We start from the raw sequence: 14,056 nt of genomic DNA on the forward strand, positions 1-14,056 counted from the left end.
GGAAATCGCTCAGTCGCGCAGTTCCGCCAGGTCGATCGACTCTCCGAGCACGCGCTCGGCCGCACGCGCACCCGACAGCAGCGCGGTGTGGACGGTGGCGGGTTCGTCGGTGGCCGCCTCACCCGCGAAGTGCAGCACGCCGCCGACCGGACCCGCGAGGCGGTCGTGGTCCTCGTACGACCCGCCGCGCGCCACGTACGAGTACGACCCCATAGCGAACGGATCCACACCCCACTCCGTGAGGTGGACACCGACCGGCTCCGGCACGGCGTCGCCGTAGATGGCGCGGAGCGCGTCGAGGGCCGACGCGACCGTCGCCGCCTTCCCCTCCTCACGGGCGAGCTCCGCCCAACGCCCGGCGGCGAACGTGAGCAGCATCGGGACACCGGCGTTCCGGGTCACGTCGTACCAGGAGTGCCAGCGCAGCCCGCGCTCGCCCTGCTGCCGGACGGCGTAGACGTCCGCATCCCAGAACGGTTCCGCGAACTCCAGGAAGAGCTTCTCGAAGCGCCCGAAGCCGAGCCGCTCGATGGGTCCCGCGACCTCGTCGGGGAGTGCGGGCTCGAACCGGATGGCGTCCGTCTTGAGCACGCCGAGCGGAACCGTGACGATCGCCTGCGCGGCACGGAACTCGGCGTCGTCGGTGCGCACCACGACACCCTCCTGCGCCCACACGACCTCGCGCACGATGTGCCCGAGCCGGATGTCGAGCCCCTCCGCCAGCGTCCGGGCGAACACGTCGTACCCGTTCGGGAAGACGACCTCGTCGCCGTCGATGGCGTCACCGTCGAGGCCGTGCGCGTCGAGGTCGCCGATCCAGCCGCCGCACTGCTCCTCGATGCGGTGGCGCAGGAACTCGCGCACCCGCTCCTGCCGCTCCGCGTCCCAGCCGGTCGCGGCGAGCGCCTGCTCGGCGACGACCTCGAAGGAGGTACCGGGAGGCAGCGGGGCGACGAGCTCGGCGACGGCCGCATTGATCGTCTCGATGTCGGCGACCCACTGCGCGGCCTCGGCCTCGTCGAGGCGGTGCCCGTCGGGGCCGTAGGTCGCGATCGGGCGGCCGTCGGGCTGGAAGCTGCCGACGGTGAACTCGGTGGTCGCGACGTCGAACGCCTCGACGAGCGGCATGAGCGGGTTGCCGTCGATGCCGTGGATCCACGACGCACCGACGTCGATCGGGCGGCTCACGCCGGTGTGGTGGTCGGTGAAGGTACGACCACCGACGCGGTCGCGCGCCTCCAGCACGACGACCTTGCGGCCGCGGCCCGACAGCAGGTTCGCCGCCGTGACCCCGCTGATGCCCGCACCGACGACGATCGTGTCCCAGGTTTCCATGGCTCAACTCTGGCAGAAGCGCCACCCTCCCCCGCGTGCCGCTCGCGGTTCCGCGCGCGTGTGCGTCCCGCATCCCGCGCCCTTCCGCCGAGCCACCCCTCTTTCTGCGAGCCACCCCTCTTTCCACCGCGGAAAAGGGGGTGGCTCGCAGGAAAGGGGGTGGGTCGGCGCGGGCTGCGGTCGGTCGCGCGGGAGCGAGGATGTCAGCGCCGGAACGACGAAGACCGCGGATCCCTCCGCGGTCTTCGTGTGCTGAGCCACCTAAGGGAATCGAACCCTTGACCTATTCATTACGAGTGAATCGCTCTGCCGTCTGAGCTAAGGTGGCGCGCTTCGCACGAGGCGATGCACGATCAACGATCTTACATGGTCGAACGGGTGCCCGCGAACGCGCGGGTCACTCGCAGCGGAGGCCGTCCTCGGGGACGACGCCGTCGAGCAGGTAGGCCTCGATCGCGTCGTCGACGCAGGCGTTGCCCTTGTTGTATCCGGTGTGGCCCTCCCCCACACGGGTGACGAGCACCCCGGAGCTCAACTGCTCGGCGAGGGAGACCGACCACTCGTACGGGGTGGCGGGGTCGCCGGTGGTGCCGAGGACGACGATCGGCGCGGCACCCTCGGCCGCGATCGGCTCGCGGACGCCGGTCGGCGGGTACGGCCAGGAGGCGCACCCGTCCACGTCGGACTCCCAGTACGGCGCGACCGTCGGCGCCTGCTGGGCGAGGAGCTCGGATGAGGCCGCCTCCTCCTCGGCGTCGGCGACCGGGTAGTCCATGCAGTTGTACGCGGTGAACGCCTCGGTCGAGTTGTCCAGGTAGCCGCCGCCGGAGCGGGCGTTGTAGAAGTCGGCGAGCTGGAACGCGACCGCGGGGTCGCCCTCCGCGACGTCGGCCAGCGCCGTGGTCAGGTAGGGCCAGTTGCCCTGCGAGTAGAGCGCCGTGACGATAGCGGTCAGGAGTGTGTCGCCGCCCAGCATCCGGCCGTCGGTGTTCTTCAGCGGTGCCGCGTCGACGGCCGCGAGCATCTCACCGAGCTGCGCCATGGCCTGGTCGACCGAACCGGTGAACGGGCACGAGCGCCCGGCCAGGCAGTTCGCCATGTACGCCCGCAGCGACTGCTCGAAGCCGACACCCTGCGCGGTGCCGACGCCCGTGCCGGAGACCGCCGGGTCGATCGCGCCGTCGAGGACGAGCCGGCCCACACGCTCCGGGAAGAGCTTCGCGTAGGTGGCGCCGAGGAAGGTGCCGTAGGAGTACCCGAGGTAGTTGAGCGTGTCGTCGCCGAGCACACCGCGGAGGAGGTCGAGGTCGCGGGCGGCCTGCTCCGTGGTGATGAATTCGAGGATGCCGTCCGAGTTCTCCTCGCACGCGTCGGCGAACATCGCCGCCCGCTCCTCCAGCGCCGCGTTCCACTCGGCCGAGTTCCGCGTGCCCGGCGGGATGTCGTACAGGTACGCGTCCATCTCGGGCGCGTCGAGGCATTGCACGGCGGTCGAGTCGCCGACCCCGCGGGGGTCGAAGCCGATGACGTCGTACCGGGCCGGCAGCTCGGTACCGACGGCGAAGTCGAGCGAGTCGCGGACGAGCTCGATGCCGCTCGCGCCCGGGCCGCCCGGATTCGTCAGGAGCGACCCGATCGGGTCGCCCCCGGTCGCGCGGTGCCGCACGACGGCCAGGTCGATCTCGCCGAGGTCGGGGTCGGCCCAGTCGAGCGGGGCACGCACGGTGGTGCAGTCGAAGCCGTCGCCGCAGTCGGTCCACTCCAGCCGCTGCTCGTAGAACGGGAGCAGGTCTTCGGCGATCCCGTCCGTGGCGGCCGGGGCGCTCGTGCCCGTCGTCTCGGGCGCCTCCTTGAGCGAGAACAGGCACCCGGTGAGGGTGAGACTCGCCGCGGCGAGCCCTGCGACGACGGCGACGAGGCGGGCGGTGCTGCGACGGAGCGTGCTCATGGCGTCCTTCCGGTGGCGACCGTGATCAGCAGGCTCTCCACGGCGAGCACGGGCGCGACGTTGCGTTCGAGGTTGCGGCGGGTCACGGCGAGCTGGTCGAGCACCGCGAGGGTGCGGGTCGTGGGCCAGGTCTCCGCGAGCGCGGTGAGCTCGGCGGCGAGTTCTTCGTTGACGAGGTCGTCCGCGCGGCCGAATTGCAGCATGACGACGTCGCGGTACAGCGACTGCAGGTCGGTGAGCACCCGGTCGATGCCGTCGCGCAGGCTCCGTGTGGCCCGGCGCTTCTGCTCGTCGGCGAGGGCGTTGAGCTGCGACCGCACGGCCGGTGGCACCGCGGCACCCTCGGGCACCCCCACCATGCGCAGGAGTTCCGCCCGCTCGGCCTCGTCGCGTTCGGCGGTGAGCGCCTTCGCGTCCTCGGTCGCGACCTGCACGATCTGCCCGGCCACCTCGACGGCGTCACCGACGCCGCGCACGCCGAGCACGGCCCGCAGCGTCCGGTCGCGGCGCTCGCGTGCCGCCTCGTCGGTTGCGAGGCGCCGCGCCATGCCGATGTGGCGCTGCGCATGGCGGGCCGCCTGGCGGGCGATCGCGGGCTCCGCGCCGGTGCGCTGCGCGACCAGCCGCGCGACGTCGTCGACGTCGGGGTCGCGCAGCCGCACGGTACGGACGCGGGAGCGGATGGTCGGGAGCAGGTCGGCGTCGCTCGGTGCGCACAGGATCCACACCGTGCGCTCCGGCGGCTCCTCGAGGGCCTTCAGCAGCACGTTCGACGTGCGCTCGGCCATGCGGTCGGCGTCCTCCATGACGATGACGCGGTACCGGCCGATCGACGGGGCGTAGTAGGCGCGCTCGACGAGGCGCCGCGCCTCCTCGATGCGGATGACGACCTGCTCCGTCCGCAGCGCGGTGAGATCCGGATGCGTGTGGGCGAGCACCTGGCGCATCGCGTCCTCGTCGCCGGGCTCGGCGATGAGCGCCGCCGCGAACGCGTAGGCGAGCGTGGAACGGCCCGATCCGGGCGGGCCGGTGATGAGCCAGGCGTGGCTGGCCGCGCGCGGGTCGGCGGCGGCCTGCTGCAGCATCCGCACGGCGTCGGGCTGCCCCCAGACCTCACCCCACGGCACGTCCGTCTCGATCGCCGTGGAGGTCATGCGACCAGCCTAACCGTGGGCTCCGACGCCCGCGTGGGCGGAGTGCGGATCAGAGGATCGCTGCGACGCGCGCACGCACGGCCGCCGCGATCTCGGCGACCGGACGGGATGCGTCGACGACGACGAACCGGTCGGGCTCGGCGTCCGCGAGCGCCAGGAACGCCTCCCGCACCCGGGAATGGAACTCGGCCGCCTCGGCCTCCAGCCGGTCGAACGGCTTGTCGGCGGCGTCGAGCCGGCGCCGCGCGACCGACGGGTCGAGGTCGAGCAGCACGGTGAGGTCGGGCAGCGCACCCTCGGTCGCCCAGAGCGACAGCCGGCGCACCTCCTCCGCATCCAGCACGCGGCCTGCCCCCTGGTACGCGACCGAGGAGTCGAGGTAGCGGTCCTGCAGCACGACCTCGCCACGGGCGAGCGCCGGCCGCACGAGCGTCGCGACGTGGTGCGCGCGATCGGCCGCGTACAGCAGCGCCTCGGCGCGCGGCGCGACCTCGCCGCGGTGGTGCAGCACGATGTCGCGCACCAGCACGCCCACCTCGGTGCCACCGGGCTCACGGGTGCGCACGACCGTGCGCCCCTGCCCGACGAGCCACTCCTCGAGGAGCGCGGCCTGGGTCGTCTTGCCCACGCCGTCGCCGCCCTCGAGGGTGATCCAGACCCCTCGGGGTGCGGATGCGGCCTCGGCGCTCACTTCTTCTTCGCCGCCGGCTTGCGGGTCGTGGTGCTCTTGCGGGCGGGCTTCTTGGCCGGTCCCTTGGCACGCTTGTCCGCGAGCAGCTGCTTGGCACGCTCGAAGTCGACGTCCTCGACGGTCTCGCCGCGCGGGATCGTGGCGTTCGTCTCACCGTCGGTGACGTACGGACCGAAGCGGCCGTCCTTCACCTTGATCGGCTTGCCGCTGACCGGGTCGGCGTCGAACTCCTTCAGGGCGCTCGATGCACGGCGAGCACCGTACTTCGGCTGCGCGTAGCGCTCCAGCGCCTCCTCGAGGGTGAGGTCGAAGATCTGCTGCTCGTTGTCGAGCGAGCGGGAGTCCGTCCCCTTCTTCAGGTACGGGCCGTACCGGCCGTTCTGCGCGGTGATCTCCTCGCCGGTGGCGGGGTCGACGCCGACGACGCGGGGCAGGTCGAGCAGCTTGAGCGCCGTCTCCAGGTCGACGGTGTCGACCGACATGCTCTTGAACAGCGACGCGGTGCGGGGCTTGGGCGCGTCCTTCTTCGCCGTCTTCTTCTTCGGCTTCTCCTCGACCTCACCGGTGGCCTCGTCGACCGCGTCGGGGTCGACCGGGTCGGTCTCCTCGACGTACGGTCCGAACCGGCCGTCCTTCACGACGACGAGCTTGCCGTTCGCGGGGTTCTCGCCGAGCACGCGGTCGCCCGCGACGGGGGCGTCGATGAGCTCCTGCGCCTTGGCGGGGGTGAGCTCGTCCGGCGCCAGGTCCTCCGGCACGTTCACGATCCGGCGCTTCTCCGGGTCGTTCGGGTCGGGCACCTCGAGGTAGGGGCCGTACTTGCCGAACCGGAGCGTCGCGACGTCGCCGATCCGGGTCGAGTTCAGTTCCCGGGCGTCGATGTCGCCGAGGTTGTCGACGATGTTGCGCAGGCCCACGTGCGACTCCGATCCGAAGTAGAAGTCGCGCAGCCACTCCTCACGGCGCTGCTCGCCGCGGGCGATGGCGTCGAGGTCGTCCTCGAGCGCGGCGGTGAAGTCGTAGTCGACGAGGTCGGAGAAGTGCTCCTCCAGCAGGCGCACCACGCTGAACGAGAGCCAGCTCGGCACGAGCGCCTGCCCGCGCTTGGTGACGTAGCCGCGGTCGAGGATCACGTCGATGATGCTCGCGAACGTCGAGGGGCGGCCGATGCCCTTCTCCTCGAGCGCCTTCACCAGGCTCGCCTCGGTGTAGCGCGGCTTGGGGCTCGTGGTGTGGCCCTTGGGCTCCACGTCGCTCGTGCGGAGGGTGTCGCCGACGGCGAGGGCGGGCAGCGACTGGTCGTCGGCCTTGTCCGCATCCGACCGCTTCTCGTCGCGGCCCTCCTCGTAGGCCTCGAGGAAGCCCTTGAAGGTGTAGACGGTGCCGGATGCGGTGAACTCGAGCTTCTTGCCGTCGGCGTCGACCGCGAGGGTCACGGTGGTGGTCTCGTACTTCGCGTCCGACATCTGGCTGGCGATCGTGCGCTTCCAGATGAGGTCGTAGAGCCGCTGCTCGTCGCGGTCGAGCTGACCGGCGACCTCGCTGGGCGTGCGGAAGGTCTCGCCCGAGGGACGGATCGCCTCGTGCGCCTCCTGCGCGTTCTTGCTCTTGCTCTTGTAGACGCGGGGGTTCGCCGGCACGGCCTTGTCGCCGTAGAGGGCGACGGCCTGCGCACGGGCGGCCTGGATCGCCTGGCTCGACAGCGAGGCCGAGTCGGTGCGCATATAGGTGATGTACCCCTTCTCGTAGAGACGCTGCGCCACGCTCATGGTGTGCTTCGCGCTCATCGAGAGCTTGCGGCCGGCCTCCTGCTGGAGGGTCGAGGTGATGAAGGCCGCCTTGGGGCTGCGGGTGCCGGGCTTCGACTCGAGGTTCGACACGGTCGCCGTGCCGGCGGCCGTGACCGCCGCGGCGAGCGCGCGGGCGTCGGACTCGCTCAGCACGACGACGGCCTTCTTGAGCTTGCCGAGGTCGTCGAAGTCGCCGCCGCGGGCGAGCGGGGCGTTGTCGATGCGGGCGAGCCGGATCTGGAAGGTCTCGTCGGCGCGGTCGGCGTGCGCGGCGAGCGCCTGGATGTCCCAGTAGGACGCGGCGACGAACGCCATGCGCTCGCGCTCGCGGTCGACGACCATGCGGGTGGCGGCGGACTGCACGCGGCCGGCGCTCAGCGCCGCGCCGTCGCGGCCGCTGCCGACCTTGCGCCACAGCACGGGCGAGACGTCCCAGCCGTACAGGCGGTCGAGCACGCGGCGGGTCTCCTGCGCGTCCACGAGCGCGGTGTCGAGCTCACGGGTGTTCTCGGCGGCGCGGCGGATCGCGTCCTTGGTGATCTCGTGGAACACCATGCGCTTGACCGGCACCTTGGGCTTCAGCACCTCGAGGAGGTGCCACGCGATGGCCTCGCCCTCGCGGTCCTCATCGGTGGCGAGCAGGACCTCGTCGGCGTCCTTCAGGGCGCGCTTGAGTTCGGCGACGGTCTTCGTCTTGCGGTCGTTGACGACGTAGTACGGCTCGAACCCGTTCTCGACGTCGATCGAGTACTTGCCGTAGGCGGCCTTCTTGTCCGCCGGGATGTCCTTCTTGCTCGCAAGGTCACGGATGTGGCCGACCGAGCTCAGCACCTGGTAGTCGTCTCCGAGGTACCCCTGGATGGAGGTCATCTTGGTCGGCGACTCGACGATCACGAGCTTCTTGCCGTGTCGGGTCTTCGTCTTCTCGCCCTGTGCCAACAGTGGGTCCTTTCGTCGTTGCACACCATACACACCCGTCCGGCGGCCCCGGCTGGGAGGCGACGTCATGGGGATGGGGGCGGACCCGCGCGGGATGTCGCGGCGATCCGCCACCGCAGCACCCGCGCCTCGACCGTGACGGTGGCGGTGGCTCCCTCAAGTATGCAGTCCCGCAGCCCGGCCCCGCCCGCGGCCGCCACCTCTGCGGCGCGCGTGCACGGGATCCCGGGGACGGCGCCGGATGCGGCGTCGGCCGCGGCGAGCGCCGCCGCGTCGGCGGCGCCGGTCAGCCGCTGCGCGCCGGCCGCGGCCCCGCCGACCGCGGCGAGGCCGGCGGTGAGCACCAGCCCGGCGGCGACCGCCGCGACCGCGGTGACGGTCCCGGCCATCACAGGCCTCCGGCCAGCGCGCAGGAGCGTGCCCGCAGGGTGAGCCCCGGGATGCCGGCGCCAGCGGTCGCGGTGACGCAGACGAGGTCGCCGGGCCGGTCGGTCGCGATGGCGGCGCCGGGCACCGCCGTCTGCAGGACGCCGTCCGCCCTGGCGGGGTCCTCCCCGCGGGCGAGCAGGCGCGCGGCGTCGGCCGCCGCATCCTGCAGCCGCACCTGCCGGGCGCCCGCGGCGAGGGCGCCGACGCCCAGCACCACGACCAGCAGGACGGCCGGGAGGGTGACCGCGAACTCGGCCGTGACCGAGCCGCGGTCACCCCACCGCCGGGTCATTCGACCGTGAGCGCGCGGCGCACGAGGTCTTCGAGGATGCCGCGCACCTCGTCACTGCGCATGATCAGCACGAGCATGCCGGCGAATGCGACCGCGGCCATCGTCGCGATGGCGTACTCGGCGGTGGCCGCGCCGGTGTCGTCGGCGAACAGCAGCGCGGCGCGCCGCCGGGTCAACGCCGGCAGCGCCCGGCCGGGCTTGATGGGTCGGATGGTCATGGTTCCTCCTTGGGTATCGGGGCACGTGGTGGGCACGGTCAGGGGTCAGAGCGTCAGCTCGGTCGTGCCGAGCACGCTGAGGAGCATCGGCGCGACGCCGAGTGCGAGGAAGGCGGGGAGCACGCACACGCCGAGCGGCAGGAGCAGGCGGGACGAGAGGGTGGCCGCGCGCAGGCGCCCCTCGACCCGTGCGCGGTGACGGGCGAGCGCGGCGGAGGCCCGCAGGAGTTCGACCGCGGGGACGCCCGCTTCGCGGGAGAGCACCAGCAGCCGCTCGGTCTCGCCGTCCGCCTCGTCCGCACCGGCCTCGGCGACCAGCATCCGGGCACGGTCGAGCGAGACGCCGCCGGTGAGCGCGATCGCGAGGAGTTCGGGGACGAGTCCCGGCACGCCCTCGGCGGGCCGGGCGGACCGCACCAGGCGACCGGTCCAGGCACGTGCGCCGACCATGAGGCCCACCCCGGCCACGCCGCAGGCGATGCCGACGGGGTTCGTGAGCAGCGTCCCGAGCGGGTCGAAGCCGAGGAGCAGTCCGAGCCCCACGGCGACGAGCGGCAGCCAGCTCATGAGCCGTGCGGTGGCCGCGGGCTCGGCGAGCGCGATGCGGACCTCGTCGCGGCAGTCGTCGCTCTCGCGGAGGGCCGCGGCGATGGCACGGAGGGTGTCCGCGAGCGGCGCGCCGGAGCGCTCCGCGATCGCCCACGCCGCGGTGAGCGGCGCCCAGGCGGGCCCACGCCGCGCGATGGCCGCGGCCAGTTCGCCCCGCGGGTCGGCCTCGAGCGCGGCCACCACCGCGCCCGCGTCGGCGTCGTCGCGCGCCAGGTGGCGCCAGGCCGCCGCAGGCGCGAGGCCGGCCTGCAGCAGCACGGCGAGCCGCAGCACGAGGTCCGCCGGCGGGCGCCCGTGGTCTTCGCGACGCCGTCTCACGGCGTGGCCTCGATGACGAGCCGGTCGCCGACGAGTCGGGGCGTGCCGATCCCGGCGACCCGACGCGTGCCGTCGGCGTCGCGGGCGAGGTGGACGACGGCCCCGATCGCACTCACGACCTGCCGGGCGAGCGCGCGGTCGTCGAGCCCGGCGAGCGCGCCCAGCGCCTCCAGCCGGGCGGGCACGTCGTCGAGTCCGTTCGCGTGCAGCGTGCCCGCACCGCCGTCGTGACCGGTGTTCAGCGCGGAGAGGAGCTCGCGCACCTCCTCGCCGCGGCACTCCCCCACGACCAGCCGGTCCGGCCGCATCCGGAGCGCCTCGCGCACGAGGCGGGCGAGCCCGATCCCGCCGGCGCCCTCGAGGTTCGGCTGCCTCGCCTCGAGCCGCACGTGGTGGGGATGGTCGATCCGCAGTTCGGCGACGTCCTCGATCGTGACGATCCGCTCGGTCGCCGGCGCCGTCGCGAGGAGCGCGGCGAGGAGCGTCGTCTTGCCGGTGCCGCCGGCGCCGGTCAGCAGCAGGTTCGTCCGCGCCGCGACGAGCGACTCGAGCCTCGTGCGGACGCCGGGGCCGAACATGCCGCGGCGCTCGAGCCCGTCGAGGCCGACGTCGCCCGTCCGCGGGATGCGGATCGACACCGACGTGCCCGACGCGGCCACGGGCGCGAGCACGGCGTGCACCCGGATGCCGTCGGCGAGCCGCACGTCGACGCACGGCGTGGCCTCGTCGAGGTGCCTGCCGCCGAGCGCGACGAGGGAGACGGCGAGGCCGCGCACGAGCCGCTCGTCGGCATCCCATCCGGCGATCGGTACCGCGCCCTCGCCGCGGTCGACGAACAGCCCGCCGCCGCCGTTGACGAAGACGTCGGTCACCTCGGGGTCGGCGATCCAACCGGCGAGCGGCCCCCACGCCGGATGCGGGTCGCGACGCCCCACGGACGGCGACGCGCTCCGCGGGCGGACGACGAACGGCTGGGACATGCCGGCGACGCTATGCCGCGGCCCGGCGCGATCGAGGCGGCGGACGCGGTGCTGTGCACGGCCGGCTGCGGGCGTGCGGCTGTGGAGGAGAGATCCCCCGGAAAACAGAGACGGGCGGCATCCCAGATGGGGGATCGGGATGCCGCCCCCGCCGGGCCTCGCAGTTGGGGGACGCGAGGCGCGGCGGATCCCTACAGAGAGTGGGACAGCACGAGCTTACGCGTCGGCACACGGGTCGCAAACTCGCGCCGGGGCGTGTCCGACGGGTCGGGCGCGCCGGGTTCGGCCGGCCGCGCATCACCGACTATCGGAGGTAGTCGCCTTCCACCGGCCGTGGATACAGTGACCGAGCGCGGAGCGTGCCGCGCGGTCGCCGGGCGAAGAGGCCCGGGAGTCGTAAAGGATGCACATGACCAGTCAGATCGATCACCTGTTGAACGAGACCCGTCGGTTCGCCCCGAGCGCCGAGTTCGCCGCGCAGGCGGTGGCGACGCCCGAGCTCTACACCGAGGCGGGCGCCGACCGAGTGGCCTTCTGGGGCCGGCAGGCCCGCGAGCTGCTGACCTGGCGCACGCCCTTCACCGAGGTGCTCGACTGGAGCAACCCGCCGTTCGCGAAGTGGTTCGCCGACGGCGAGCTCAACGTGGCGGAGAACTGCCTCGACCGGCACGTCGCGGCCGGGCACGGCGACCGCGTGGCGATCCTGTGGGAGGGCGAGCCGGGCGACGAGCGCCGCATCACCTACGCAGAGCTCACCGACGAGGTCAAGCGCGTCGCGAACGTGCTCGCCGACCTCGGCGTCGGCGAGGGCGACCGGGTCGCGATCTACCTGCCGATGATCCCCGAGGCCGTCGCGTCCATGCTCGCGGTCGCGCGCCTGGGCGCGATCCACTCGGTCGTGTTCGGCGGGTTCAGCGCCGACAGCCTCCGCGCCCGCATCGACGACGCCGGCGCGAAGGTCGTCATCACCGCCGACGGCGGCTACCGCAAGGGCAAGGTGTCGCCGCTGAAGCCCGCCGTCGACCTCGCCCTCGCCGACCGGAACGGCGCCGGCGTGCAGGAGACCGTCGAGCACGTGCTGGTGGTCCGCCGCGGCGGCAACGACGTGGAGTGGACCGAGGGACGCGACCTCTGGTGGCACGACGTGGTGCCCGCCGCATCCGCGGAGCACGAGCCGAAGGCGTTCCCCGCCGAGAACCCGCTGTTCATCCTCTACACCTCGGGCACCACGGGGAAGCCGAAGGGCATCCTGCACACCTCCGGCGGCTACCTCACCCAGGCGGCGTACACGCACCGGAACGTGTTCGACCTGCATCCGGAGTCCGACGTGTACTGGTGCACCGCCGACGTCGGCTGGATCACCGGCCACACCTACGTGGCGTACGGTCCGCTCGCCAACGGCGCCACGCAGGTGATGTACGAAGGCACGCCGGAGACCCCGCATGCCGGACGCTGGTGGGAGATCATCCAGAAGTACGGCGTGACGATCTTCTACACCGCGCCGACCGCCATCCGCTCGTTCATGAAGATCGGCCGGCAGGTGCCCGCGGAGTTCGACCTGTCGTCGCTGCGCGTGCTCGGGTCGGTGGGTGAACCCATCAACCCCGAGGCGTGGGTCTGGTACCGCTCGGTCATCGGCGGCGACCGCACCCCGATCGTCGACACCTGGTGGCAGACCGAGACCGGCGCGATCATGGTGTCGCCCCTCCCCGGCGTGACGGAGACCAAGCCCGGCTCGGCACAGGTGCCGCTTCCCGGGATCTCCGTCGACGTGGTCGACGACGCGGGCGACGAGGTGGGCAACGGCAACGGCGGCCTGCTCGTCATCACCGAGCCCTGGCCCAGCATGCTCCGCGGCATCTGGGGCGACCCGGACCGCTTCGTCGAGACGTACTGGGAGAAGTTCGCCGACCGCGGCTACTACTTCGCCGGCGACGGGGCCCGCCTCGACGAGGACGGCGACGTGTGGCTCCTCGGCCGCGTGGACGACGTCATGAACGTGTCCGGCCACCGGCTCTCGACGGCGGAGATCGAGTCCGCGCTCGTCGCGAACGAGGCGGTCGCGGAGGCCGCGGTCGTCGGCGCGTCGGACGAGACGACCGGCCAGGCGGTGGTCGCGTTCGTGATCATGAAGCAGAGCTACCTCGACGAGCACTCCCCCGAGGGCCTCGCCGGCTCGCTGCGGGCGTGGGTGGGCGAGCAGATCGGCCCGATCGCGCGCCCCCGCGACGTGTACATCGTCGGCGAGCTGCCGAAGACCCGGTCCGGCAAGATCATGCGGCGCCTCCTCCGCGACGTCGCGGAGGGCCGCGAGGTCGGCGACACCACGACCCTCGCCGACACCGCCGTCATGAGCGTCATCTCCGCACAGGTGAAGTAGCCGCATCCCGCGCTCCCCGGGGATTCCGCGCGCCGCGCATGCCTCCGCCCCTTGCGCATGTCCCGCTTTCTGCCGGAATGGGCACCCCAGAACGGCAGGAAGTGGGACATGATCCGCCGAAAGTGGGACATGCCGGAGGAGGATGCGGCGAAGCGGCGCGGATGCGGCGCGGAAACGACGAACCGGCACGGTCCCCAGGGGCCGTGCCGGTTCGCGTGGGTGCCGGTTCGCGTGAGTGCGGGTTCGCGTGGGTGCGGGTCAGGCGTGGGCGAAGACGACCTCGACCTCGACGGGGCTGTCGAGCGGCAGCACCGGGACGCCCACCGCTGCGCGGGCGTGCCGGCCGGCGTCGCCGAAGATCTCGCCGAGCACCTCGCTCGCGCCGTTGATGACGCCGGGCTGACCGGTGAACTCCGGCACGGACGCGACGAAGCCGGTGACCTTGAGGACGCCGGTGATCCGCTCGACACCGCCGACCACGGCCGCCGCGGCCGCGAGCGCGTTCAGCGCGCACTGGCGGGCGAGCGCCTTCGCGTCTTCCGCGGGGACGAGCCCATGGGCGTCGCCGACCTTGCCGGTCTGCGGCAGGGCGCCGGCGACCATCGGCAGCTGGCCGGACGTGTACACGAGGTCGCCGTGGACCTTCGCGGGGACGTAGGCCGCGACCGGCGGCACCACGTCGGGCAGGTCGATGCCGAGCTCGGCGAGGCGGGCGCCGACGGAGGTCACTGCTGCTCCCCCTCGAACTGCTGCTCCCCCTCGAACTGTCGGGCGGCCGTGGCCGCCGCGCCGAGGCCCGCGTTCTCCGCGCCGCCGCCGACCGGGCGCTTGAAGTACGCCACGAGGCCCCCCTCGGGACCGGTCACGACCTGCACGAGCTCCCAGCCCTGCTTGCCCCAGTTGTTCAGGATGGCCGCGGTGTTGTGGATCAACAGCGGCGTGGTGAGGTATTCCCAGGTCGTCATCGCGGCTC

13 protein-coding genes and 1 tRNA gene are annotated in these 14,056 nt (G+C 72.8%); 1 reads left to right on the forward strand and 13 read right to left on the reverse strand.

Features of this window, described 5'->3' with window-relative positions; all coding sequences use genetic code 11:
• Positions 1-9: 9 nt before the first annotated feature.
• The 11 genes from ACWAUO_RS00890 to ACWAUO_RS00940 form a co-directional block, all read right to left on the reverse strand.
• Positions 10-1,335, reverse strand: coding sequence for a flavin monoamine oxidase family protein (locus ACWAUO_RS00890; RefSeq protein WP_460772291.1), 1,326 nt, complete (start codon positions 1,333-1,335; stop codon positions 10-12).
• A gap of 255 nt (positions 1,336-1,590) precedes the next feature.
• Positions 1,591-1,663, reverse strand: a tRNA-Thr gene (locus ACWAUO_RS00895).
• Between the two features lie 69 nt (positions 1,664-1,732).
• Entirely contained in the window at positions 1,733-3,283 is a 1,551-nt protein-coding gene (locus tag ACWAUO_RS00900) for an alpha/beta hydrolase (protein WP_460772292.1), read from the reverse strand.
• Positions 3,280-4,437 (reverse strand): DNA polymerase III subunit delta', encoded by a 1,158-nt coding sequence (locus ACWAUO_RS00905; RefSeq protein WP_460772294.1) that lies wholly within the window; start codon positions 4,435-4,437, stop codon positions 3,280-3,282. The genes ACWAUO_RS00900 and ACWAUO_RS00905 overlap by 4 nt, the downstream gene beginning before the upstream one ends.
• Positions 4,438-4,486: 49 nt before the next feature.
• On the reverse strand, positions 4,487-5,128 hold the full coding sequence (gene tmk, locus ACWAUO_RS00910) for a dTMP kinase (RefSeq protein WP_460772295.1): 642 nt from the start codon (positions 5,126-5,128) through the stop codon (positions 4,487-4,489).
• Positions 5,125-7,926 (reverse strand): type I DNA topoisomerase, encoded by a 2,802-nt coding sequence (gene topA / locus ACWAUO_RS00915; protein ID WP_460772297.1) that lies wholly within the window; start codon positions 7,924-7,926, stop codon positions 5,125-5,127. Before topA ends, tmk begins: the two co-directional genes overlap by 4 nt.
• Complete coding sequence (locus ACWAUO_RS00920; protein ID WP_460772299.1) at positions 7,923-8,246, reverse strand: Rv3654c family TadE-like protein; 324 nt, start codon at positions 8,244-8,246, stop codon at positions 7,923-7,925. The genes topA and ACWAUO_RS00920 overlap by 4 nt, the downstream gene beginning before the upstream one ends.
• A complete protein-coding gene (locus ACWAUO_RS00925) occupies positions 8,246-8,578 on the reverse strand; it encodes a TadE family type IV pilus minor pilin (protein ID WP_460772301.1) in 333 nt (110 codons plus the stop codon). Before ACWAUO_RS00925 ends, ACWAUO_RS00920 begins: the two co-directional genes overlap by 1 nt.
• Positions 8,575-8,796, reverse strand: coding sequence for a DUF4244 domain-containing protein (locus tag ACWAUO_RS00930; protein ID WP_460772303.1), 222 nt, complete (start codon positions 8,794-8,796; stop codon positions 8,575-8,577). Before ACWAUO_RS00930 ends, ACWAUO_RS00925 begins: the two co-directional genes overlap by 4 nt.
• Before the next feature lie 45 nt (positions 8,797-8,841).
• Complete coding sequence (locus ACWAUO_RS00935) at positions 8,842-9,723, reverse strand: type II secretion system F family protein (RefSeq protein WP_460772305.1); 882 nt, start codon at positions 9,721-9,723, stop codon at positions 8,842-8,844.
• Entirely contained in the window at positions 9,720-10,703 is a 984-nt protein-coding gene (locus tag ACWAUO_RS00940) for a TadA family conjugal transfer-associated ATPase (RefSeq protein WP_460772307.1), read from the reverse strand. Before ACWAUO_RS00940 ends, ACWAUO_RS00935 begins: the two co-directional genes overlap by 4 nt.
• Before the next feature lie 409 nt (positions 10,704-11,112).
• Between ACWAUO_RS00940 and acs the strand changes: the two genes are divergently transcribed.
• On the forward strand, positions 11,113-13,083 hold the full coding sequence (gene acs, locus ACWAUO_RS00945; RefSeq protein WP_460772308.1) for an acetate--CoA ligase: 1,971 nt from the start codon (positions 11,113-11,115) through the stop codon (positions 13,081-13,083).
• A 258-nt stretch (positions 13,084-13,341) separates the two neighbouring features.
• Here acs and ACWAUO_RS00950 read toward each other — a convergent pair whose 3' ends face one another.
• Complete coding sequence (locus ACWAUO_RS00950) at positions 13,342-13,812, reverse strand: RidA family protein (protein WP_460772310.1); 471 nt, start codon at positions 13,810-13,812, stop codon at positions 13,342-13,344.
• Entirely contained in the window at positions 13,809-14,048 is a 240-nt protein-coding gene (locus ACWAUO_RS00955; protein ID WP_460772311.1) for a DUF4177 domain-containing protein, read from the reverse strand. The genes ACWAUO_RS00950 and ACWAUO_RS00955 overlap by 4 nt, the downstream gene beginning before the upstream one ends.
• Positions 14,049-14,056 lie beyond the last annotated feature (8 nt).

This window comes from Microbacterium sp. GXF7504 (assembly GCF_054798235.1).

Excerpts from the sequence above, each read along its gene's own strand:
- ACWAUO_RS00890 (WP_460772291.1), bottom strand. The coding sequence starts at position 1,335 with ATGGAAACCTGGGACACGATCGTCGTCGGTGCGGGCATCAGCGGGGTC.
- ACWAUO_RS00900 (WP_460772292.1), bottom strand. The coding sequence starts at position 3,283 with ATGAGCACGCTCCGTCGCAGCACCGCCCGCCTCGTCGCCGTCGTCGCA.
- ACWAUO_RS00905 (WP_460772294.1), bottom strand. The coding sequence starts at position 4,437 with ATGACCTCCACGGCGATCGAGACGGACGTGCCGTGGGGTGAGGTCTGG.
- topA (WP_460772297.1), bottom strand. The coding sequence starts at position 7,926 with ATGACGTCGCCTCCCAGCCGGGGCCGCCGGACGGGTGTGTATGGTGTG.
- ACWAUO_RS00920 (WP_460772299.1), bottom strand. The coding sequence starts at position 8,246 with ATGGCCGGGACCGTCACCGCGGTCGCGGCGGTCGCCGCCGGGCTGGTG.
- ACWAUO_RS00925 (WP_460772301.1), bottom strand. The coding sequence starts at position 8,578 with ATGACCCGGCGGTGGGGTGACCGCGGCTCGGTCACGGCCGAGTTCGCG.
- ACWAUO_RS00930 (WP_460772303.1), bottom strand. The coding sequence starts at position 8,796 with ATGACCATCCGACCCATCAAGCCCGGCCGGGCGCTGCCGGCGTTGACC.
- ACWAUO_RS00940 (WP_460772307.1), bottom strand. The coding sequence starts at position 10,703 with ATGTCCCAGCCGTTCGTCGTCCGCCCGCGGAGCGCGTCGCCGTCCGTG.
- acs (WP_460772308.1), top strand. The coding sequence starts at position 11,113 with ATGACCAGTCAGATCGATCACCTGTTGAACGAGACCCGTCGGTTCGCC.
- ACWAUO_RS00955 (WP_460772311.1), bottom strand. The coding sequence starts at position 14,048 with ATGACGACCTGGGAATACCTCACCACGCCGCTGTTGATCCACAACACC.